General features: G+C 36.1%; 21 protein-coding genes. 17 read left to right on the top strand and 4 right to left on the bottom strand.

Translation table 11 applies throughout. From position 1 onward, the window contains the following. Positions 1–413: 413 nt before the first annotated feature. Positions 414–1,127 (bottom strand): site-specific integrase, encoded by a 714-nt coding sequence (locus NQ558_RS02400; RefSeq protein WP_198006740.1) that lies wholly within the window; start codon positions 1,125–1,127, stop codon positions 414–416. Here NQ558_RS02400 and NQ558_RS02405 point away from each other — a divergent pair. Continuing rightward, positions 1,121–1,315: a hypothetical protein gene (locus NQ558_RS02405; RefSeq protein WP_005361489.1), complete on the top strand. Its 195-nt coding sequence runs from the start codon at positions 1,121–1,123 to the stop codon at positions 1,313–1,315. The two genes, NQ558_RS02400 and NQ558_RS02405, sit on opposite strands and share 7 nt — an antisense overlap. 600 nt (positions 1,316–1,915) lie before the next feature. Here NQ558_RS02405 and NQ558_RS02410 read toward each other — a convergent pair. After that, entirely contained in the window at positions 1,916–2,086 is a 171-nt protein-coding gene (locus tag NQ558_RS02410; RefSeq protein ID WP_198006739.1) for a tyrosine-type recombinase/integrase, read from the bottom strand. 19 nt (positions 2,087–2,105) lie between these two features. Next, positions 2,106–3,284, bottom strand: coding sequence for a tyrosine-type recombinase/integrase (locus NQ558_RS02415; protein ID WP_005361485.1), 1,179 nt, complete (start codon positions 3,282–3,284; stop codon positions 2,106–2,108). A 187-nt stretch (positions 3,285–3,471) separates the two neighbouring features. On the opposite strand from NQ558_RS02415, the gene NQ558_RS02420 reads away from it, so the two are divergent. The 15 genes from NQ558_RS02420 (at position 3,472) to NQ558_RS02490 (ending at position 20,564) form a co-directional block, all read left to right on the top strand. After that, positions 3,472–4,956, top strand: a complete 1,485-nt coding sequence (locus NQ558_RS02420) for a MobA/MobL family protein (protein WP_005361483.1) — start codon at positions 3,472–3,474, stop codon at positions 4,954–4,956. After that, positions 4,910–5,632, top strand: a complete 723-nt coding sequence (locus NQ558_RS02425) for a DUF6040 family protein (protein ID WP_005361481.1) — start codon at positions 4,910–4,912, stop codon at positions 5,630–5,632. Before NQ558_RS02420 ends, NQ558_RS02425 begins: the two co-directional genes overlap by 47 nt. Before the next feature lie 441 nt (positions 5,633–6,073). Then, entirely contained in the window at positions 6,074–7,180 is a 1,107-nt protein-coding gene (locus NQ558_RS02430; protein ID WP_156774970.1) for a hypothetical protein, read from the top strand. A gap of 81 nt (positions 7,181–7,261) precedes the next feature. After that, the gene (locus NQ558_RS02435) at positions 7,262–8,119 is read left to right on the top strand and encodes a hypothetical protein (protein ID WP_040446654.1); all 858 of its coding nucleotides are present in this window, start codon (positions 7,262–7,264) and stop codon (positions 8,117–8,119) included. Then, a complete protein-coding gene (locus tag NQ558_RS02440; RefSeq protein ID WP_005361470.1) occupies positions 8,103–8,996 on the top strand; it encodes a S8 family peptidase in 894 nt (297 codons plus the stop codon). The genes NQ558_RS02435 and NQ558_RS02440 overlap by 17 nt, the downstream gene beginning before the upstream one ends. A 453-nt stretch (positions 8,997–9,449) precedes the next feature. Next, on the top strand, positions 9,450–10,178 hold the full coding sequence (locus tag NQ558_RS02445; RefSeq protein ID WP_005361467.1) for a LytR/AlgR family response regulator transcription factor: 729 nt from the start codon (positions 9,450–9,452) through the stop codon (positions 10,176–10,178). Next, entirely contained in the window at positions 10,175–11,452 is a 1,278-nt protein-coding gene (locus NQ558_RS02450) for a sensor histidine kinase (RefSeq protein ID WP_005361465.1), read from the top strand. The genes NQ558_RS02445 and NQ558_RS02450 overlap by 4 nt, the downstream gene beginning before the upstream one ends. A 242-nt stretch (positions 11,453–11,694) precedes the next feature. Then, a complete protein-coding gene (locus NQ558_RS02455) occupies positions 11,695–16,605 on the top strand; it encodes a Calx-beta domain-containing protein (RefSeq protein ID WP_040446652.1) in 4,911 nt (1,636 codons plus the stop codon). A gap of 2 nt (positions 16,606–16,607) precedes the next feature. Further along, positions 16,608–17,144 (top strand): hypothetical protein, encoded by a 537-nt coding sequence (locus NQ558_RS02460; RefSeq protein ID WP_005361458.1) that lies wholly within the window; start codon positions 16,608–16,610, stop codon positions 17,142–17,144. A 57-nt stretch (positions 17,145–17,201) separates the two neighbouring features. After that, on the top strand, positions 17,202–17,720 hold the full coding sequence (locus tag NQ558_RS02465) for a hypothetical protein (RefSeq protein WP_005361453.1): 519 nt from the start codon (positions 17,202–17,204) through the stop codon (positions 17,718–17,720). A 33-nt stretch (positions 17,721–17,753) separates the two neighbouring features. Then, a complete protein-coding gene (locus NQ558_RS02470; protein ID WP_005361447.1) occupies positions 17,754–18,290 on the top strand; it encodes a hypothetical protein in 537 nt (178 codons plus the stop codon). 131 nt (positions 18,291–18,421) lie between these two features. Continuing rightward, on the top strand, positions 18,422–18,907 hold the full coding sequence (locus NQ558_RS02475) for a hypothetical protein (protein ID WP_147349679.1): 486 nt from the start codon (positions 18,422–18,424) through the stop codon (positions 18,905–18,907). Between the two features lie 4 nt (positions 18,908–18,911). Continuing rightward, complete coding sequence (locus NQ558_RS02480) at positions 18,912–19,601, top strand: hypothetical protein (RefSeq protein ID WP_005361443.1); 690 nt, start codon at positions 18,912–18,914, stop codon at positions 19,599–19,601. 372 nt (positions 19,602–19,973) lie between these two features. Then, complete coding sequence (locus NQ558_RS02485; protein ID WP_005361440.1) at positions 19,974–20,141, top strand: hypothetical protein; 168 nt, start codon at positions 19,974–19,976, stop codon at positions 20,139–20,141. A 51-nt stretch (positions 20,142–20,192) separates the two neighbouring features. Further along, positions 20,193–20,564 (top strand): hypothetical protein, encoded by a 372-nt coding sequence (locus NQ558_RS02490; protein WP_259907638.1) that lies wholly within the window; start codon positions 20,193–20,195, stop codon positions 20,562–20,564. 356 nt (positions 20,565–20,920) lie between these two features. On the opposite strand, the gene NQ558_RS02495 is transcribed toward NQ558_RS02490, so the two are convergent. Beyond that, positions 20,921–21,649, bottom strand: coding sequence for a hypothetical protein (locus NQ558_RS02495; RefSeq protein WP_005361438.1), 729 nt, complete (start codon positions 21,647–21,649; stop codon positions 20,921–20,923). Between the two features lie 138 nt (positions 21,650–21,787). On the opposite strand from NQ558_RS02495, the gene NQ558_RS02500 reads away from it, so the two are divergent. Beyond that, positions 21,788–22,732: a carbohydrate kinase family protein gene (locus NQ558_RS02500; protein WP_005361435.1), complete on the top strand. Its 945-nt coding sequence runs from the start codon at positions 21,788–21,790 to the stop codon at positions 22,730–22,732. Positions 22,733–22,783 lie beyond the last annotated feature (51 nt).

Here is a 22,783-nt window from a genome sequence, read left to right on the forward strand (position 1 = left end):
TCTTTTTTTAATGCGGCGAATGCCGCATCAGCGAGATGAAACGAAGTGCAATCGAGCTGTGCACTGCCTTATTTAAAGGCACATTCCGCAAAATCACTTATAAAACCAGAAACTTATCTGAAACATAAAAGTAACTTGTTTTCCCCTGAAAAATACAATCTTAAAATAACTACCAATCTACATATTTAAGTTTTAAAATCATTATTAAAAAATTAATGTGACAACAACATCAACATTAAAAAACATCAATAAAAATTAGACTAAATTAGAAGGAAAAAGGTTCGAAAAAATCGACGTTATGTAAACCTTTCCCACAAATCTTCCCACAACTTGTGGGAAGGATGTTATTTTCGATTATATTTTCTTATATCTATTCATAAATTATTTTGTAAAAAATCTTATCTCATCTTATCCTATCCTATCTTATCAGAAATAGCATTCTCAAATATATTGACAGCTTTCTTTCTGGATTTTTCAGTAACATGAGAATAAGTATTCAGAGTAATCTTTATATCTGAATGTCCAAGTAGTGACTGTACATCTTTAATGTTAGCACCATTTAATACTAATGTAGAAGCGTAAGTATGTCTTAAACAGTGAAAATGAAAGTGACTGATTTCAGGCAAATTCTTCTGAACTACTTTGTTACACCATTTGAGAGTTTGAGTTGTAAGTAATTCTCCATCAGGCTTTGTACATACAAAAGTTAAAGGAGATAGTGAAACGTTGGAATCAATATCATCCACATGAATTCCATGACAAAAACGTGTGGAATTCTTAATATAAGATTCGTTATAGTCCGTATAAATCTGACAATGTGATTTACCTCTTATTTCGGTTGTATGATAAAACTGATTCTGATACAAATCGCCATAGATTTTTTTGTTTCGTTGTTGCTCGTGTTTTGCAATTGATAAAATATGGGCAAGACTATCTCCAAAATCTATAGCTCGTGGCTTGCCATTTTTAGGAACTTTCAGCTCCCAAGTTTTCAAATCCTTGTCATAATACATCGAACGTCTAACATATAAAACCTGATTTTCAAAATCAATATCATCCCAAGTTAGTCCACATACTTCTCCGGCTCTCATACCTGTATGGTAAGCAATTTGAATTGGTAATGCCAAATAACAATAAATATGTTGCAAAGGCCTGTGCAATAATATATAGTATGAGTGAAGAAATAAAGTCAGCAAATGAGATGAAGAAAATACTATTAGATGCAGCATCTAAAAATAAATGCCTAAAAGGGAAAATAAAAGATAATAATCAGCTAAATATTTTGAACATAATCCCAAAATTGAAGGAGGAGTAAAATAATGAAAGTTGAAAAGAAAAAAATCGTTATCCTTTTGATAATGATAATATCAATTTTAATTTGTTTGTTTAATTTTATGAGTATTATAATGGATGATTTCTTTTGGAAAACACAATATACAGTAATTATGTTTTTTATTGATACAATATTAATTCTATTATTAATATTTTCTAGAAAAAGAAGTTAGAATTGATGAATGATATTAATAAAATGTTGTAGGATAGGAATTGTAATAGTACTAATTTCATCATTCTTTGCATAGAAGATAGCTATTATTTGGAATAAAAAGAGAAAAATAGATAACTAATTATTATTACAAATAAATGTATTAATTAAGTATAAAACCTAAAATCCTTCCCACAAACACTTGAACTTTTTACATTTTATTATAAAATACCATAATGTTTTATATTGCCCGCAATGCCCGATAAACAAAGGAATTGCGGGCATTTTTATAACACAAAAAAATGCATAATTATGTAAACCTTACCACAAATCTTCCCACAAGTTGTGGGAAGACTGCTATTTTTCATCTTATAATTTTATATTAATTTATAACCTATTTTATAATTTTTGAATTTATTCCATATCAAAGAATCAACTTGAAATAGCATTCTCAAATATATTGATTGCTTTCTTTCTTGATTTCTCTGTTACATGAGAGTAAGTATTTAATGTAATTTTTACATCTGAATGTCCAAGTAGAGCCTGTACGTCTTTAACGTTGGCACCATTTAATACTAAAGTTGAAGCATAAGTATGTCTCAAGCAGTGAAAATGAAAATGGCTAATATCCGGTAGATTTTTTTTGCACGACTTTGTTACACCATTTTAGAGTCTGAGTGGTCGTCAATTCTCCATCCTGTTTTGTGCAAATAAAATGTAAAGGCTGCAATGCAGAGTTATCTGATAACTCATCTATATGAATCCCATGACAGAAGCGGGTCGTATTCTTGATATAAGCCTGATTATAGTTTGTATAAATCTGGCAGTGTGTTTTTCCACGCACTTCTTTATTGCAATAAAAATGAGTTTGATATAGTTCTCCATATAGAGTTTTAAGTTTCTCCTGATTGCGTTTCGCCATAATAAGAATAGTAGCAAGACTGTCTCCGAAATCAATTGTTCGTGACTTACCGTTTTTTGGAACCTTTAATTCCCAAGTTTTCAAATCCTTATCGTAGTACATGGAACGTCTAACATAGAGAACTTGATTTTCAAAATCTATATCTTTCCAAGTAAGTCCACATACTTCTCCGGCACGCATTCCGGTATGATAAGCAATCTGAATGGGTAAAGTCAGATAACAGTAATCTTCGACAGAGGATAAATAACTAGTAATACGTAAGTATTCCCCATGAGTGATTGTCTGTATTTTATTGCCTGTATTTTCACCGAATAAAGAGTTTTCTTTTGTAAATTTTCTCTTTTTAACATACTGCATTAAATTTTCTCTAAGAAGTTTCTTAGGGTAAACTGCAAACTTAAACATGTTATTGAGAACCAGAAAGAATTTTCTCATAGTCGCTTTGGCATAGGGCTTAGCGATTTGATTACCATCTTCATCATAGAAGCCAAAGTATAGCCCGTCTACATATTGTTGAATAGCCTCAATAGTTAAATCTGATAATTTGATTTCAGAAAATGGATTATTATGGATGTTATTAATTGTATTCTTATATCCGTATTTTCCATTTGTTGTTAAATCGCTGTTGGCAATCTCAGCATCATACCACATATCTGCTAATTGCCCAACAGTAAGTGATCCTGAATAAAATACAGAACCATCCTTACGATATTCCGCTAATGCTTGGTTAAGCATAAATTTTGTTTCGGCTTTTGTTTTTCCACCTTTAAATTCATGCATTTTCCAAGTGCCATCTTGCTCTTTAATTCTAAAGCGGTAGTACCACTGTGATCCTTTCTGTCTTATACTTCCTGTTTGTAAAGATTCAAAATTATTCATATTCCTTCCAAGTTAAGAACTTGGGAAAAGGATTTTAGGTTTAAATATCATTTCATCAAGTTTTTAATTTTATTTTATTTGTTCATGAGACACACCTCCTTAAAAATATTATTTACATTATGAATGAAGTTTTAATAAAGCATCCAATCTGTTATTTGCAACATCAGGATTCTTGGAATAAGATCTGATGATATCGCTTATTTCATTAAAGGTATTGATTGTATGCGTTATCTCTCTTAAAAACATTACTTCATTGAATTCACTGGATGAACTAAAACCAATTGTTTCAGCAAAAGAATTGTTTTCATCATCAGTATATTTGGAAAGTGCTATTCCAAAAGACTCATTGAAGTCAGCATACTCCTTTAATAAAAGTAGAAGAATGTTTTTAGAAAACAATGAGGCATTTTCTTCTAAATCATTAGGAACAGATTTTAAAGCTGTATTGAATGAATCTTTTACAAGTAAAGGAATGATTGCCGATTGGGCACTTCATGATAAAGGAGACGGAAATCCACATACCCACATCTTGTTAACTGTTAGAGAAGTCGATTCTAAGAAACATTGGATGAGTAAACAGAAATCTGTTTTTGCAAACAGTAGGGATAAAGAAGGCAGACCAATCTATAATCCAGAATTGCCATCATATAATCCTAAAGACAAAGAAGCAACATCAAAATATCGAATACCAAAACTTGATGAATATGGAAATCAGAAAGCGAGAATCAGAGAAGGGAAAGGAACAGAATATCTTTGGGAGAAAGTCACAATTCCCTCTAATGATTGGAATGATAGAAAGAATGCAGAAGTTTGGAGAGAGTCTTGGACAAGGCATTGTAATAAATATTTAGATAAAGAAAATCAGATAGATCACAGAAGTTATGAAAGACAGGGTAAGGATATTATACCATCAATTCATGAAGGCGTTACTGCCAGGAAGATGGAAGCAAATGGTAAAATAGCAGACCGTTGTCAGATTAATCGAAATATAAAAGAACTAAATCAAATCAGAGAGCAATTGAAAGAAATTGTCAGAGAAATAACAGAATTAATTACCGAGAAAGCGAGGGCTATATATGACAGATTTAAAGAATTTAGAAGAAGTGTTAGAGATACTGAACGCACAGGAACAGATGATAGAGATACTGGAAAGTCAGCAGACGGAAATAGAAACACTGATAACCGAGAATCAGAAATTGAAAGAAGAACTGGACGAATCAATGAAATTGAACGAGCAGTTAACAATTCAATTAAAGAAACAGAACTCACAGATAGAGAAATTAAAGAAACAGATAGCAGATTATCAGAGCTTAAACAATTAATTAAGGATAAGGAGGAACGAAGAAATGAACGATTTAGAAAACTTAAAGAGAGAAGACGAACTTCTAACAATGCTGGAGGAAATGCAGGATCAGATCGACAATCTACAAAAGAATCTGGAAACAGAGACTTACAAAAACTTAGAGAACAGCAGGGAGATATCAGAGCTTTCATCAGAGAACTCAGTGATGAAGAGCGAACTTCAAAAGAAAAGCGAGACAATAAAATCCTTGAACGACACGATAGGGAAGCTGAGCGAAAGCGACTTGATTCTGAAAGAAAACGAAGAGTTGAAGAAACAGAATATGATATTAGAGATAAGCGAGTTAAGTGCAAGGAAAGAAGCCGATGATAAATTAAAAGAATTAGAAACCAGAGAGCAGAAAGTCGTATCTCAGGAAAAGGAACTTGCAGACAGGCAAAAACATCAAAGAACAGAAGTAAACAAAAAGGTTGAAAAGAAACTTGAGGAAAAGGAAAGAGAGTTACTGTTTTCATATAATAGATATGAAAGCAGCTTAGAGACGAAGAATAGAATTCTTGAAACAAAATATATGGCAGGATTTATTTTAACTTTGGTTTATGGAATAGTCGTTACTTTAATTCAGATGTTTAAAAGCGATGTATTTAAAACAGACTTGGTGGATTTTGGGAAAAAGATAGTAAATACTGGCGCGTGGGTTACGTGCCAATTTATCGATGTGATTGATATGATTTATGGAATGAAGTTAACAGAAAATGAGATAGGAAATAAGGCTATAAATATTTCTTTAATTGCGGTAGTTCTTTTTTTACTGATTCTATTTATAAAACATTTATGGAAAAAAAATAAGCGGTGTATGCTGTTTATTAAAGGTATAGCAGATAGATATTTGTTAGAAATGTTTTTGATAATACTAATAGGAAATATATTATTCGGCAATGGGATAAAATCAATTACATCAATCAATCTTATCGTATTAATAATATGTGAGTATGTCATTGTATTAGTAATACGACGGTTAATTAAGGGAAAGAGTAACAGATAGTTAAAAAAGAATTATATCCAGTATTGTTACTTGTAGAAATTGACGCTGTAGGATTGTATTGCGTTGTAAGAGAGATAAAAAAATAGTAAATGTAGTTGGCACGATTCAAACCGTTTCATTTTTGTGTATAAACTAATTAGGAGTAAAGAAAATTACAAAGATTAACAGTACTGGATATATTGTAGAAAATAAAGATATTATTTTGGTTTCTGCCTCGATATATAAAAATTTAAAAATAGTTTTATCACATGTTACTTATTGACTAAAAGAAATATGCATGTTAAAATACCGCAAATGGATAATTTTTACTAGTTGTAAGGGGATTAACCATAAATATATTGCAGTAGAGAAAGGAAAACAAAAAATGAATAAGAAAGGTATGAAAATAAAGAAATAACTGAAGTAAATGTTAAAATAGAAAATGTTGAAAATAATAATGACTTGAAAAAACTAGACAATTCTGTAGAAACAGTATTGATAGAAGAGAAAAAATTAGAAAAATTTGATAGAGATGAAATTGAAGAAGTTTTAGACGATGGAGTATGTATTATAGCTCTAAAAAGTGATAATAGTGAAATAAACAATTTTTTTGATGAAGATGTTTGTGAAGACGATGACACAAAGGGTGTAATTGGATATAAAATAGAAAAAAATGGTGAAGATGTTATTTCTGAACCGATTTCAATTAAGGCTATTGATATAGATGGTGAGGAAGTTGAAAATGGAAAAGAATATGAAGAATTGATTAATAATGCTACGCTAAATGCTCAGGATTGTAATGCTCTGTATGAAAACAGCGATGACGAGGAGTACATAGAACAACTTTCTGCTGATGATGTTGCAGTATTACAAGCTTCAAATTCAATTGGAAGTTCATATGCAGAAAAGTCTAGAACAACGTATTTTTATGGAAAAAGTGGATTGTCTTGTTCAACTAAGGCATTGGAAAAAGGAAAAAGCCCTGGAAGTGGTTGGAATAAAATGGGATTTTCAACAATTACTTTAGCTGTATTCAATGTTGGAGGAAAGAGTAAAAAAAGGTATGATTTATTTTTGGGAACTATGCAGGTAGGAGCACTTAAGGGTTATAAATTAACAGATTTTACTGGACAAATGAGACTTTACAATCAGAATAAATGTTCAATAATTGACTGTACAACTCTTAAAGGAGACAGTGATGAAACTGTGTCGACTTCAATTGGTGCAGGTTTAGGAGCGAGCGAGTCAGGACTTTCTGCATCTCTTTCAGCAGGATATTCATACACATATAATCCAAATGGTATGAAAATAAAAAATCTTAGTGGTGATAGTGAATTGCAGCCAAATTGGAAATGTTCTAAAAAATTGGAAGATTGTGATTCAAATGAAAGATATGTTATAAAACCATCAATTCTGGTGAAAAGTCCGAATGGAAAAACCAAAGAGACGAAAGTGTCTATGAGAGTGAAAAATTTACAATTTCATGGAAAATATAAGTACTATGATGTTGCAAATAGTTCAGGTTCTGAATATGTATATTTAGTAGTTCGCAATCACAAGAAAGTATAATAGTAATGTAATCTTACAAATAAATAGTAGTATGATAATATTTAGATGTTAAATTATATGAACAAAGCAAAGGAGGTTTATATGAAAAAGAGAGCATTATCAATATATTGGTCTCTAAATATAGTATTAATATTTTTTATATATTGCAAATTTACGCCTATTTCTAATCAATTTACATCAGCTATATTTGATAATGTAATTATAAATTATTTGATTATTATTTTTAATATTCTTATTGGAAAATATGTATATGATAAGATTAATGGTGAATATAGTAAATTAAATTTCGAAATACTATTTAATTGTGTTCTCGCGATTATATGTATTTGCTCAGTAGTAGTTGATTATACTATTTCTTTTAGATGGAGTATCGTTCAAGTAGTTATATCTATATGTTTATATTTGATTTGTTATTTTGTAGTTATGAAAATTAGTATTCAAAAATATTTAATGATTTTATTGATTTTTTCATTATTGAGTACAATTTTAATCGGAGAAGCACAATATATTCAAGCTTTTAACCAGAGTAGTGAGAAAAAAATATATAGTTTTGAGGATGAAAGCATATATAAACAATATAAAAGACTATATAAGACGTTCGAGGAAATGCCACCCTATACAGTTTTAGATTACTCCGAAGATTCTGTTTACGTTCAGGATTTAACAACTGGACAAACTGAGTATTATTCTTTTGATACTAAAAAAGAACAAGAAGATTTTATAGGCAATCACACGATGGGGATTGATGTAAAAGTTCCACAACTAGGAACAGATGTTAGTTTTGATGATAATGATAATCAAGTCTTTTACAGGTCATCATTTTCAGAAACAGATATAATAGAGAGGATGAAAAAAACGTCAAGCTTTTATTTTTCAGGGTTAATGGGAATGGTGTTAATTATTTCATTGGCAGGTTATTTGTATGAAAAAAATAAATAAAATCTTTTTATTAGCAATTATTTTATGTTTATTTGCAAATATGCTAGGTTGTGCAAAAAGAAATGTTAATGTACAAAAAAATGATGAACATAGGCGTCAAAGTTGGTTGAAATATATTAATTGGGATGCTGAGAGATTGAGTTATTCGGGGAAAAATATAAAAATAGCAGTTATTGATTCCGGGATAGATCAAAACATACCTGAATTAAATTGTAAAATTGACATTGAAACATCTGTTGTAAAGAGTAATAAAGAATCAGATGTAAAACACGGAACAGCAGTTGCAAGTATTATTTCAGCAGAAAATCATTCTGATAATCAGGTAAATGGAATAGCTCATAATGCGAGAATAGTATCAATAGATGTTACAAATCAAAGCGAAGGTATTGTTGAAGTTGGTGATTTGATTAAAGGAATAGAAAAAGCAATTGAGTATAAAGTTGACATAATTAATATTAGTATTGGTTGTTTGAAAGACGACGAGGAACTGAAAAGTGTGATAAAGAAAGCGTGGGATAATAATATAATAATTGTTTCATCTGCAGGTAATTATATGGAGAATAATGTTTTATATCCAAGTAAATATAAAGAAACATTATCAGTAGGTTCGCTAAATAAAAAAGGAAAAATAATATCACCTCAGGGTGATGTTGATAAGAAGGTTGTTTATTTTATAGGAGAAAATATAGTTTCTGCCATAGGAAATAATGAATATGCAGGGTGTGAAGGAACATCTTTTTCCACAGCAATATGTACAGGCTTAGTAGCATTGCTTTTAGAAAAGAAAAATGACAAAAAGTCAGTAAAGGAGTATATAGAAAATTTAGATTACTCAAATGGAATTGATTTTATCGAAATAATAAATAATTATAAATAATATAAAAAGATTAGATAAAAACCTAAAATCCTTCCTACAAATTCTTGAACTTTATACATTTTAACATTAATTATTATAAAGTATCATATTGCTCGCAATGCCCGATAAATAAAGGCGTTGCGGGCATTTTTGTAACATAAAAAAGACAGTGTGACGGGATTAGAAGGAAAGACTATTGTTTTGGAACAGAGTAAAGAATGATTTGGTCGAGTAAAAATTTCTTTTATATCAAAAACCTGTATGTGTATTCATATATGTGAGACAGTAAAAACTTCTCCTTCATATCTTGGAGACATCTTTGTTACATATTTAACCATGTTGAAATTTATAGGAAAATATGACATACTATTATATAGTAGTTTTTTTGTATTTGCACACAATATGTGTGCAAATGCAGTGCGTTTTAAGTAAAAGCAGACTGCCAATATCATTCCAAAAAATGAGGATGTTATTATGAACCTTATGATATGCGATGACCAAAAAAGTGAACTTGAAAATATGGGGCAAATTGTTTCCGAATATGCTCTTACACATTCGGAACTTTCGCTAACCGTGAAATGCTTCTTAAATCCATTCGATATGCTGGATGAGATGGGCAAAAGCGGTGTTCCCGACATTGTACTGTTGGATATTTGTATGCCCGGTATTTTGGGTACTGAGGTTGCACGGGAGATTCTCAGCAAAAGAGAAGGGGATACTGACATTATCTTTCTAACCACAAGCCCCGATTTTGCGGTGGAAGCGTTTGCCCTTCATGCGGGCGATTATCTTACAAAGCCGTACACTAAACAGCGGCTGACGGATGCACTTGACAGGCTGATTGAAAAGAGGCGTAACCGTTTATACATTCCTGTTTCGTGCGGAAAGGAAATTCACCGCATAGATTTGTTTAATGTTTTATATGCGGAGGCAAAAAATCATAGTGTGGAAATCCATTTGAAATCCAGGAAGTGTTTGAAAACGCACACGACTCTTAAGGAGTTTAAAAATATATTTCAGACGGCAAACGGTTTTGTGGCGGTCGGTGCGTCGTACATAGTCAATCTGCGCTGTGTCCAAAGTCTGCTTGAAACAACCCTTGAAATGTCAAATGGGGATCGCATACCCGTCCCCCGACGGCTGAGGGGAGAACTGAAAAAACAGTATTTTGATTTTTACACAAGGGAGGCAACAGAAAAATGACACGACAGCTTGTGGCGTTAACACTTACAGTCCTGATGCATATTGTTTGCTTTGCTATTATGACCGAACGGAAATATTCTGTAAAAAAAACAGTTTCAATTTATTTCGCATTTTTAACCGTCTTTGTCTGTTTTGCAATGCTCGCTTCACGGGTATTGTTTGACATTCATTCTTTTTATGCTACTTCTCTTACGTTTTTAGGTACAATGCTTGTGTCGTTTATTATTTTCATGGTGACGTCGGCAGACCCTGCCTGTAAAAAGGTGTTTTTGTTTCTTAGCTATTCGTCGATGTTCTGCATTTTTTTCTGCAGTTCAGCTATGATAAGCAGCGTCTGGTTTAAAGACGGCTTCGGTATCGCTGCCGTATATGTGAAAATAATCATAAGAACCCTGCTGTATCTGCCGGTAATATGGTCATATATCGTCTTTTTGCGTCCGGCGATACGTGAGGTTTCGGGTTCAAATAAAAAAATCTGGCACTCTATTTCGCTGGTTTCTGTACAGTTTTTAAGTGTATTTTCTATATTTTGCTTCATTTATACTATGAAAAATGACTTCAGGGCATGGTATAGTCTTTTGTTTGCAGCCACTGTTCTGATTTATTTTTCGGTATTGTTGATTAGTTTTGGTATGATCCGTTATATGATAAAGGAAAGTCGAATGGAGTTGATTGAAGAAAACATGAAGCATCTGCAAGACCGGCTTAAAACTGCAAAAGAAAACGAGATGTCTGCCAAAACCGTCCGGCATGATTTCCGACATCACAACCAAAATATTGCCACAATGATCCAAAAGGGAGAAACCAATGAAGCTCTGCACTACATAGAACAGTACAATGAAAGTCTGGACGCTGCAAGAACGAAAGAATTTTGTTCCCATGTGACGGTAAATGCAATACTTAGCAGTTTTTATATCAAAGCGCAAAATGACGGAATTTGTATTTCAATTGAAGCGGACACGCAGGAAGGCACCAACATTAGTGATATGGATTTTGTCGCTATACTCTCAAATATTTTGGAAAACGCTGTCAATGGCTGCAAGGAATGTGGTGCTCATGGTAAGATAAATGTCAACATCCGAACTGTTTCGGATAAAACGGTTATTGTGTGTAGCAACTCCTGTAAACCGGGGCTTGTTATCGAAAATAATATGATAAAGCATAGGGGAATCGGCATAGAGAGTATGCTGACAGCGGCGAGAAAATACGACGGCGATATAAGTTATCGTTTAGAGAATGATGTACTCACCCTATGTGTTATTCTGAAAAAATGATTTTGAAAACCAATTGCGTTCAAAAAACGACCAATTACGAAGAAAACCATCCGTAAGGATGGTTTTTTGTTATACTTTATTAAATTTAATGTGTCAGGAGGTTAGAATACGAGCGTTTTTAGTAAGAAGAAGCTGACCTTTGGCAAGGCGGTAAAATTTAATTATGAACGAGGGCATGAAAAACTGAAAACAGATCAAAAACTCTTAAAAACATATAAACAGACAGGCTTATGGGAAGGGGAATGGAACGAATTATGAAGGATAAGAAAAAGAGAATAGTAAAACGCCTGGCGGCGGTGACCTTGAGTCTTATTATTGTGCTTTCTCAGATTGGTGGTACAGCACCATGGAACAGCGGATTTGCTGTCCGTGGGGCGGAGGTATCTTCACCTATAGTTTTGAAAAGAATTGACGGCAGCGGAGAAGCCTTCATTTACCACAGCTTTGTGGAAACAAAGTCCTTTACGACAGGTCAGACTTATGCATTTTTAAACGGCATTTTCAATTATGACGATGGTGTGTCCGCGCTTGGAGCAGGAGCAATCTTAAAGGCGACGGATGTGACAAACAGATCCGCCCACTACATAAAAAACAAGTATGGAACAAATGCCGAGGTAAAGGTTTATGTGGACGTAGTTACACCGGGCAAGGATTTTGATAACTGTGTAGTCGGAGGACTTTATGAGGTTCCGAATTCCGGAACTCCTACGGGATACCGTTATTTTTGCGGATATGGCGGAGCACAAAACTGCGGGCCATACTACGCTTATAACTATGAGAAGGAAAGTATTACCTCCGGAGATATATCGGCGTCATTGAATGATATTGAAAAGCAAGGTTCGGGAAATTCAAAGGATTACACAGTAACGATTACATATGACGGAAATAAAAGCAAGATTTTAGACCACGGAAGTTATACAGTTAAGTTTACTACTCCTGACAAGGTAAAATTTGTTGTTTCAGACAGCGAGGGAAATTCCATTACGGCGAATTTTCAATGTCCGCTGGCTGTACGCTATGATGGAAACAACGAAAATGCAGGTAATATTCCTTCCACTCAGGCGACTTGGAAGGGAGAAAGCATCAAAATATCTACCCAAAAACCAACCCGCGCCGGTTATTCGTTTGTAAACTGGAAAGATGCTGAAACCGGCACGACATATGCGGCAGGACAGAGCTTTACTCCTACGAAATCAACGAGGCTTTTAGCTCAGTGGAAAGATAGCCAGGCACCGAATGTTGGCTATACGCCTACTCAGGTTATGACGGGAGACTCCGATGAGGCTGTGAAAGACGCGGTGCGGGCTGCGCTCACTATCACGGATAATGAGCCTGCTTCAGAATGTACGGTTACTGTGACTTTACCAGCAGACTTTACTAAAACACCGGGGAATAAAAATGCTACGGTAAAAGTCACGGATAAGGCAGGAAATACCACTACAAAGATCTGCTCAGTTTACGTTTCTTCTTATGTGGATATTTCGACACCGGTTTTCACGAAAGATACAAAAAATCTCACCTCTACGTTGAACAATCCCGGCACTGATGCAGTTACAGAAAGTGGCTTTGTTTGGGGCGTTATGAACTCACCGAGCCTTACCGTAAATAACGGAAAAGCAACAACGACGACCATAGCAGGTAAGGCGGGAGACAAAATTTCCGTTACGGCGAATAATCTGCAAAAGGGTGTAAAATATTATGCAAGAGCGTATATTACCGCAGGCGGAGTTACTTATTACAGCGAGGAGATCACAATAGGGCTGGGCCTACCCGCATACGGTACTTTTACAATAAAAAACAATGGTAGCAATACCTTTACGGTGACAAGAAGCGGCGGCAGCGAGGGCAGCCAGACTGTCTATTTCCGCACGGTAAATGGTTCGGCGGTAGGCGGCACGCACTTTACACACAAAAATGGCACATTGACCTTTAAAGAAGGAGAAACATCAAAAACCATAACAATAAGCGAAAAGACAACAAACGCACCGTATAGTGGCAAGCCAGCCACTGCTTATAGTAACGCAGACCGTACCTATTCGGTGGAAATCTACCGCATAACGGGTGGCGGAGCCCTTGGAAGTCCTGCAAATGCAACGAGGACATTGAAAAAAGTTAGCGGATATACGGTGGACAGAACTGTGTACAATGAGACGGAAAGAGCCGTAACCATTACAGACAGCAACAAGTGGGTTGCTGACCAGTCAGGTACCGGAGACTGGAAAATATATTTTCAAAATAGCAGAGGAAAAAATACCAATCAGATAAATTTCAATGTAAACAAAGCCATTGACTCATCCTATTTAAAGGCGACGGCATCCGGATTTTATTACAGAGCATACTTTAATTTTAAAGAAAAAGAAAATGGATACCAGCTTGCGTGGATGGGAAATCACGCCCCGAATAGTTGTGGTCCTTCTACGATCAGAAGCAAGTCGGCAATACCGATAGACGACAGCAAGTTTGGCAGTGCTTACTTTACCGCCACATGGGAGACGGGTTCAGGTACAACTAAGCCTGATGGCGCATTGAATCTTCCGGCTATGACCGGAACACAGATTTCTGCGGTAAACGGAACGAATGCAGCAAGCGGTAGAAGAGTCGAAAACAACAAATACATATTGTTTGACATTAACGATACCGCTCATGTCTGGTTCTCGTCAGCCGGTAGTGGCGAAGATATCTGGTACATGAACAGCTATAACGATTACACTATGATTTACGACCCTATTGAACCCCAGCTTGTGGCAGTTGCTCCTATGGCAGGAGGTACTTACAAGATTGGAGATTCATTTATAGTTTCGTTAATTTTTGACGAAATTGTAGATAGCACGAACAGTGGCACTCTTTCAAGTGTTAAGGTGAACACATCATGGGGAACGGCCTCTTATGTTGGAGGAGCGAATACAAACGTTCTCTATTTTAAGGGGACTGTAGCGAATAACGCAAGTGGAAAACTCACTGTAAACGGATTTACAAATCCAAGTTATATCAAGGATATGTGCGACGTTACAACTACAAAGGCGACAACAAGCGGCACGGGTACCACAACTGCAACCGTTAACACATCCGTTCCGAAATTCACCGTTACGAGAAACGGAATTACCAATGGCACGGGCAAAGCAACGATTAAAGTTGATGCGAATCAGACAAAAACCACGGGAATGAGTTACGCATGGTCGGATTCAACGACTGCACCGACAACAGGTTGGGTGGAACTTTCATCATCAGAGCTTACCACCGCAAAAAATTCAGGGCTTTCGCTATCCATTCGTAAAGAACCGGGTAGTGGCACAAGCAATGGCAAGTGGTATCTTCATGTAAAAGCAGTTTATGCTACAACGGGAGCTTCGGATTACAAAAACGTTTGTCTTGATTTCGGCACGGCGTCAACCCCCGCAACGGGAAGCACACCACCAACGCTCACTGTTACGGCTAATAATACGAATTGGGCTACAAGCAGAAGCATAAAAATTTCGACAACCGGTGCAGAAACTCTGAAATACCGCAAGTCGGATGCAACCACGTGGACAACATTAAGTTCAACTGCAACAAGCGTTACAGTTACAAATAACGGTTATTATACATTCCTATTGACAGCGGGAGATGTTACTGTTTCCAAAACTGTTCAGGTTGAAAAAATTGATCGGGAAGCCCCTACGGCTTCTGTCGGAGAGTTGACAAGCGGAACCGTTGAATCACCAAAAAGTGGTGTTTATACAAAAATTGTTTTACCTATAACCTATGCCGATGCACATTCGGGAGTAAAAACCGTGCAATACAGTTGGACGAACAGCACTGTAACACCGACTTCGTGGAGTACACTTCGGACAGGTGCAAAAACAGTTGCTTATACGGCGACCGAAAGTGTGCTGACAACTAAATATCTGCATATTAAGGTTTTTGATAATCTTAGTCACACTTGCACAGCCTATTCGCAGGCTTATACGGTGATTTCCCAAACGGCGGTTGAGAATCATGCACCGACGATTACCATAGAAGGTGCACTGACAGCATGGACAAACGATATGGCGACATTAACCTGGAGGCTTTCAAATTACACCGGAAAAAATTACGAAGTTATTTTACCGGATGGCAAAACAAGCATAGAGCCAAATGGTCAGGTCTGGGCAAGGCAGAATGGCGACTATACGGTGACTGTCCGAGATCTTGACTACGGCGGAAAGAACAGTGCAACTATAAAGGTTGATAAACTTGACTTTGACCCACCGACTGTAACCGTAAGCGGTGGTTCAAACAGCTGGTCGAAAGATGATCAGGTCATTACTATAACCGCAAGCGATAGTCAAAGTGGCGTTGGCGAAAAATGGTACAAAGTAGTTTCAAATACCGAGGAAATTCCAACCGAGGGTCTGACGAAGCTTACCGGGAATACAATTACCGTAAGTGATGAAGGTAAGTATTACATTTATTACAAGATTTACGATAATGCAGGGGACACGGAGACAGGCAGAGAAGCCAATAAAACAGAGGGCTTTAAGCTTGTTCAAATAGACAAGACACCTCCTGAAATTACCTTTGGTGAGTATTCCGCAGGATCGGGAATGACTGTGACTGTAAAGGACGGTGAGGATGGTACAGGTTTGTCGGGGCTTGCTTCGGTTACATATAAGATAGAAAACAGCGAGGAAACTCTGAAAACAGAAAACATTTCGGTAAGCGGGAAAACCAATGTTAGCTTTACACTGACGGAAATCCCCGCAGGAGATATAAGGATAACTGTAACAGCCGTTGATAATGCGGGAAACAGTTTTGTAAGTTACAAGGACATTCATGTTGACATTGTCAGCGTGGATATCACATGGGGAGACATGGAATTTACTTACTCGGATGGAACATGGAACGCAGAAACTCATACCTACGAGGGTGTCGGCTGGAGTCCGGATAAAACGGATGGAAATAAAATTACCGTACAAAACAGTGGCGATGTTGAGGTCAGCGTATCCTATCGATACACGCAGACAAAGAGTCAGGTGTCCGGTGGCTTTACCGATGGGGAAGCAGTTATTACCGCACCGGTTGTCCTTCCGGCAGCAGAAAAGAAATCTGCGTGGTTGAGTTTAAACGGAAAACCGACAGAATCAATGGAAAAATCGGTACTCGGTTCGGTAACAGTAACAGTTGGAGGTGATTAAGTATGACCGATGACAAGAAAGAAAACAAAAAAAAGTGGCTACTACTTTTGCTTTTGCTACTTATTACAATTGCCGCGGTGGGATTAAGCGTTTGGGCGATATGGTTTCGTGATGGTGATGCCATCCTTGCTCCAGATTATGCACCACAGCAGGTTGAGGAAAACGCCGAACCAATCGGTGACGATGGGGAGAAAAAACTCTCACAGCCAGAGGGCGGCGGAGCAGTAGGTCTTACCTATGCAAAAGAGGTAGATATCAGCCTTTCGGATAAGAAGGCAACACTTTTGTTTGCCAATCCGACAAAATCCAATCAGGATATGGTACTTCAGCTTGTAATAGATGACGTTGTTATCCTGCAATCGGGTAGATTGGAGCCTGGCAACAGGGTTTCCGCACTGAACCTTTTGGACGGTGCCGAAAAGAAGCTTGCTGCAGGAGGCTATGACGGAAAAATCGTTGTCCTGTATTATGACCGCACAAGCGCAGAAAAAGCTATGGTCAATACGGAAATTCCCGTAACTGTGACGGTGACGGAGTAGTACTTTTTCGCCTGCAAGGGCGTGAAATATATAAACATAAAGAAAGGAATTTTTAATATGAAAAAATTATTTGTTATGCTTTTAACTCTTACGATTTTGGCAGTACCGGTTACCGCCTATGGGGGAGAAGATACCATAGGCAAAAACGAAAACCGAAGCATTGATGTGCAGGCAAAGTATGCAAACGGTACGGACACACCAGATGTTTACAGTGTAAACGTTGCATGGGGAGCAATGCAATTTACCTATTCTGCCGCAGGTACCAGAGTGTGGGATCCTTCTAAACATCAATATACCGACAACATCACAACAAATTGGACTGCAGACGGAGATACGGTCACCGTAACTAATCATTCCAACAAGGATGTGAATGTGAGTTTTGCTTATGCAAAAGCTTCCGGTTTTGAAGATGTAAACGGTGCATTCAGTGTGGAGTCTAAAACGCTGAACGCAGGTACTGTAGATGATGTGGCGGGGGCTGACGGCGTAAGTACTAAACTAACGCTTTCCGGAACCCTTGCAAGTAATATTACCAATTTTACAAAAGTCGGTTCTATTACAGTTTCCCTGAATTAATTTGTATTTTATATCAGAAAGGAATATAGAGAAATGAAAAAAATATTTGCAATTATTATTTCTTTGGCGCTACTTTCTACGGCGTCTGTAACTGCCTTTGCGGCAAGTCCTATCACAGCTAAAGATGGAAGTGACTCCGCAGTGGTTAAGGGTACTTATGTTGCGGGCGATGCTTCAGCAACAGTTTACAGTGTAGATATTGCCTGGGGAAGTATGGAATTTACTTATACAGACGCTTCAAAAGGAACATGGAATCCGGATACGCACGGCTATGACGGTGCCAAGGCTGCTACATGGAGTTGCGCGACAGACGCAAACAAAATCGAAGTCACAAATCATTCTAATGCCAATGTAACTGCACAGCTCAGCTATGCACCTGAGTCAGGATACAACGGAATTAGCGGAAGTTTCTCTGATGGTGGAACACTGAATCTCAATAGCGCTGTAGATACTAGATATTCAGCCGCACCTTCGGGTAGCGCAACTCTCAGCCTGACCGGAGATCTTGCTTCCGATACTTCTGCAAAAACAAAAATCGGTGTAGTAACAGTGACCCTCGTAAACGAATAATATCATCGGAATTTAGGATGCGTGCTAACATGCAGCCTGTGTTATGATGGAGATTATCCCTGATTTCTGCTTATCAAGATAATGGGGAGAGGATATGAGGGATGGTAAAAAATGTACAGGAGTCTAAAAATATGAAGTGTAAAGCCATTTATTTCTCTGCTGCCATTTGCTTTCTTGCTGTTCTCGGAATGGTCCTGTCTTTTGTTCTGACAGGTGGAAGAACTGAGCAACCAAAGTTTACACCGCCGCCATTTGAGGAAACAGCACAAAGTGGTATGCCAGATGTGGCGGACGAAAGCTGGACGCAGATTTATAAGGATGGAATGAATTTCTCAACCCATGTATGCGGCAAAGTCGTTTTGAATGGTAACTCCGCGGATGTGTACTTAACCAATGATGAAGGCAACAAGGTCTGGTTAAAGTTGCGCATTCTTGATGAAGAGGACAATATTCTTGCCGAAACAGGACTTTTAAAGCCGAATGAATATGTCAAGACGGTTACATTTGACAAAATTCCTAAAAGCGGAGCAAACATAAAACTTAAAATAATGGCGTACGAGCCGGATACTTATTATAGCGCCGGAGCTGTAACGCTGAATACCACTGTGGGAGGATGAAAATATGAAAAAAACAGCTGTTCTCATTGCCAGCGTTATATTGTCCATTTTTTGTTCTTTGCCGGTTTTCGCCACCGGGAACAATCTGCCGGAAGAAAAGACGATCGGCGTGTTTGCAAAAGCGGTTTATACGCTTCCTGATGGCTGTTACGGTGCAAAAAAAGACAATGACGGACATTATGTTGTAGAATTACCTGACGGCATTAAGATTACATTGACATCGAAATCCGATGTTACTTCCTTACGAATGGTGATTTTTCCAATTACCAAACAGGATAAACGGGCTTATCAGTGGATTTCAGACTGTACAACTAATCTCGGAACCAATATTTTGTTTTATGAAATTTATTTTATAGATGAGTACGGAACTCGTGTTGACGTGAATAAGACGCTTCAGGTGAACATTACCTTGCCAAAGGGTTATGGTGTGCCTAAAGTAGCTAAGATTTCCACAAACGGAAGTCTATCACAGCTTGTTTCAAAAAGCGATAGCAATAAAATATCCTTTACCATTGATAAAGGAGGATACTATGCCGTTGTATCAGCGAGGGCTGGTAGTACCGTTACACATATTTTTCCTAAAACCGGCGAAAAAAGCATGATAAATATTTGGATTGCTTTGTTTTTTGTCTCCGGAATAGGCGTAGCGGGAACCGCAGTCTATGGAAGAAAGAAAAAATATTCTGCAAAATAATGTGGGTATAATACCAAGCCGCAGCGAAAATGAAATTCGCTGCGGCTTGTTTTTATACGTATATAATTTCAGTGGCTACAATTTCGGTCGTGTTATTTCGAAAAGAACATTCTCTCTTTTTTTAATGCGGCGAATGCCGCATCAGCGAAATGAAGCGAAGCGTAATTGAGCTGTGCACTGCTCATAGTGAAACAAAAATTAACAATACAGTTTTATAAAAACGTTTTCTATGCTACAATCACTCACAGGAAGACTATGTTCTGAATTTAGAGTAAATGAAAAACAAGAAATGTATTGAAAATCTAATATTATTAATTCTAATTTAAATCCATTTAAGAGTAAAAGAATATTAATTCACGGAGGATAAATTATATGAGAAGTAAAATTTTTTTAATTGCAATAGTCATTTTCCTGGTATGCCTTTTGTTGGAACAGTTGAAAAGAACAAAAAAGGAAGGTTTAGATAAACTGTCAATTGGAGGATTATCAGTAGCAATTATAGGAGTAGTGATTGTTTTAATTTCTTCTATTTTTGTATAGAAAAAGAAAGTAGTTGAAATATAAATAAAATACATTAAAGAGGAATAAAGAATGATTAAAATTTTAATAGCAGTTATCCTAGTAATTATAATGTTTTTGGTTAATAAAATGTGTATGAAAAAGAATAAGTACTTTTTTCCAATAATACCTTTTATCATATCATGTGTCATTATCGGTATAAGTATTTTTCAGATTGTTCAAAAAGAAAATGAATATGCAGCAGATGAAATACAGCCTGTTGCAATAGAAGAAAGTGGATTTGAAAGCGATTCTTCTATAAGTGATGAGAATGATTTTAGCAATGATAAAAAAGTATCTACACATAAAAGCTTGTTTGCAATAGATTTGTTAGGAGATTTTATAGTGATAAATATACCAACTATTTTATGTACATTGGATATTGCAAAGAAAAAGAGAAATTAATTGGGGTCGAAACGTTCTCGCAAATATAGATGTAAAGTAATAAGTTAATAGATATTGAGTAAACAACATTAGTTATCAATAAGTATTAACTTATTATTTTTATATTGATATACTTGCTCAATGGAAATTGGATGAAGAGTTAAGCAAGTTGGAATTGGAGGCTGCATATGAATCCTTACATTTTTAAAAGAAAAGATGAACCTATTGCAATAATAAATTTGACTGAGGATGGTTCAATAGTAAATTACAAACTTAATTCAAAATATGAAAGATATATTTGTGGAATAAAACAAAAAAGGATTGTCGCATTGGTGATAAATTTACAAAAGCGACAATCCTTTTATTATTTTCGTTTACTAATTAACTTTATAATAAAGTGTTATGGCATTTTTCTGGCACACGGCATCAAGTGTGTATGCCTTTGATTTCCACCATGATTCTTTTGAACCGTCAGACCAGCTTCTTGAGAATGAAGCCTGTCCGTATGTGTTTGTAAGCGTGTTGATCATGTTGTTGTACTGGTCCATCCCCACTTCGCCATACTGAACTCTTATTTCTGTTAATTCTTTATTCTTAAATACGTATACAAGCATACACGTGTTAGAATCAGTGTTAACAGGAATTCCAAGGACTGCTGGGGATTTTTCACCGTTAAACTTGTAAGTCAGGTAAGTGTATGTATCACCCTTGTCACTTGAATCTGCTGAAGCTTCGCTTGGATTGTCCAGTGTTATGCTACGTTTTGATTCAAACTTTTTAACCTGGTTAATGTTTTTGTCAAAGATTGAATCTTTGGCAGTAGCTTTCTTAGAAGAATCTCCAAAGAAGTTTACATAATTATCAATTGTTTCGTCTTCGCCAATTTCTCCGTCTAATGAGCCATTTGTTTCAACTACGCTTAAAACGGTTGTGCTTGCATTGTTATTTGCAACAGCACCGGCGTTGTTAGTGTCATTTTTTGAACTATTGTTTTTGCTGAAAATGAAAACAGCAATGCCTATAACTACCACCACGGTAAAAATAAGAATGTATAAAGCATTGTTATCTTTAGCAGTGCCGGGAGTCTTGTTTTTTCTCTCGCTCATAAAAAACCTCCATATTTGTGTTGAAACAATTTTATCACAAATAACAGCTAATATAAAGACAATAAAGTTACAAAAAGTAAAAAATGTGGTATCATCATATTGAATTATACAAAAGAAAAAACAGGAAGGGATGTAAAAATGAAGAAACTTTTAGCTATTGGAGAAGCATTAATAGATTTTATTCCCCGGAATACAGGAGTTCCAATTAAACAGGTGGAATCTTTTAAGCCGGCTGTAGGTGGAGCACCTGCCAATGTTTGTGGAGCATTTACTAAACTTGGAGGAGAGTCTAAGTTAATAACTCAGTTAGGTAATGATCCTTTTGGTGACAAAATTGTTGATGAATTTGAATATTATGGCATTGGATGTGAATATGTTTCAAGAATTAATGATGCCAATACTTCATTAGCTTTTGTTGCGTTAAAAGATGATGGTAACAGAGAGTTTTCTTTCTACAGAAAACCGGGTGCAGATATGCTTCTTAAGCCTGAAACAATAAAAGAAGATTGGTTTAAGGATGCTTTCGCATTACATTTTTGTTCAGTGTCAATTGGAGATTTTCCAATGAAGGATGCTCATGAGAAAGCGATTGAATATGCTGCAAACAGTGGAGCAATTATTAGTTTTGATCCTAATGTAAGATTGGCACTTTGGGATGACATTGATTTACTTAGAAAGAGAATTAATGAATTTATTCCGAAGGCAGATATTGTTAAGATTTCTGATGAGGAACTTGAATTTATTACAGGAAAAGATAGCATTGAAGATGCTTTGCCACAGTTATTTACAGGCAGAGTTAAATTAGTTATTTATACTAAAGGTTCTGAAGGGGCAGAGGCATATACTAAGAGTGTAAGTGCAAGTGCACCGGCAGAAAAGGTTAATGCAATAGACACAACAGGTGCTGGAGATGCCTTTATTGGTTCATTATTATATCAGTTGGCAGAAGACGGTGTTACAACAGACAGCATTGCTGATTTGACAGAAGATAAATTAGAAGAATACTTAAAGAAATCTAATGGTTATTGCGCAAAAAGTGTACTGGAAAACGGAGCAATTGCATCTTATCCAACATCACTTTAATGTGTGCAATTTACACAAAAAACATTTAGTGTTGGATAATAAAAAATGAAT

The sequence above is a fragment of the Eubacterium ventriosum genome (assembly GCF_025150745.1).
GTDB classification, from domain to species: domain Bacteria; phylum Bacillota; class Clostridia; order Lachnospirales; family Lachnospiraceae; genus Eubacterium_G; species Eubacterium_G ventriosum.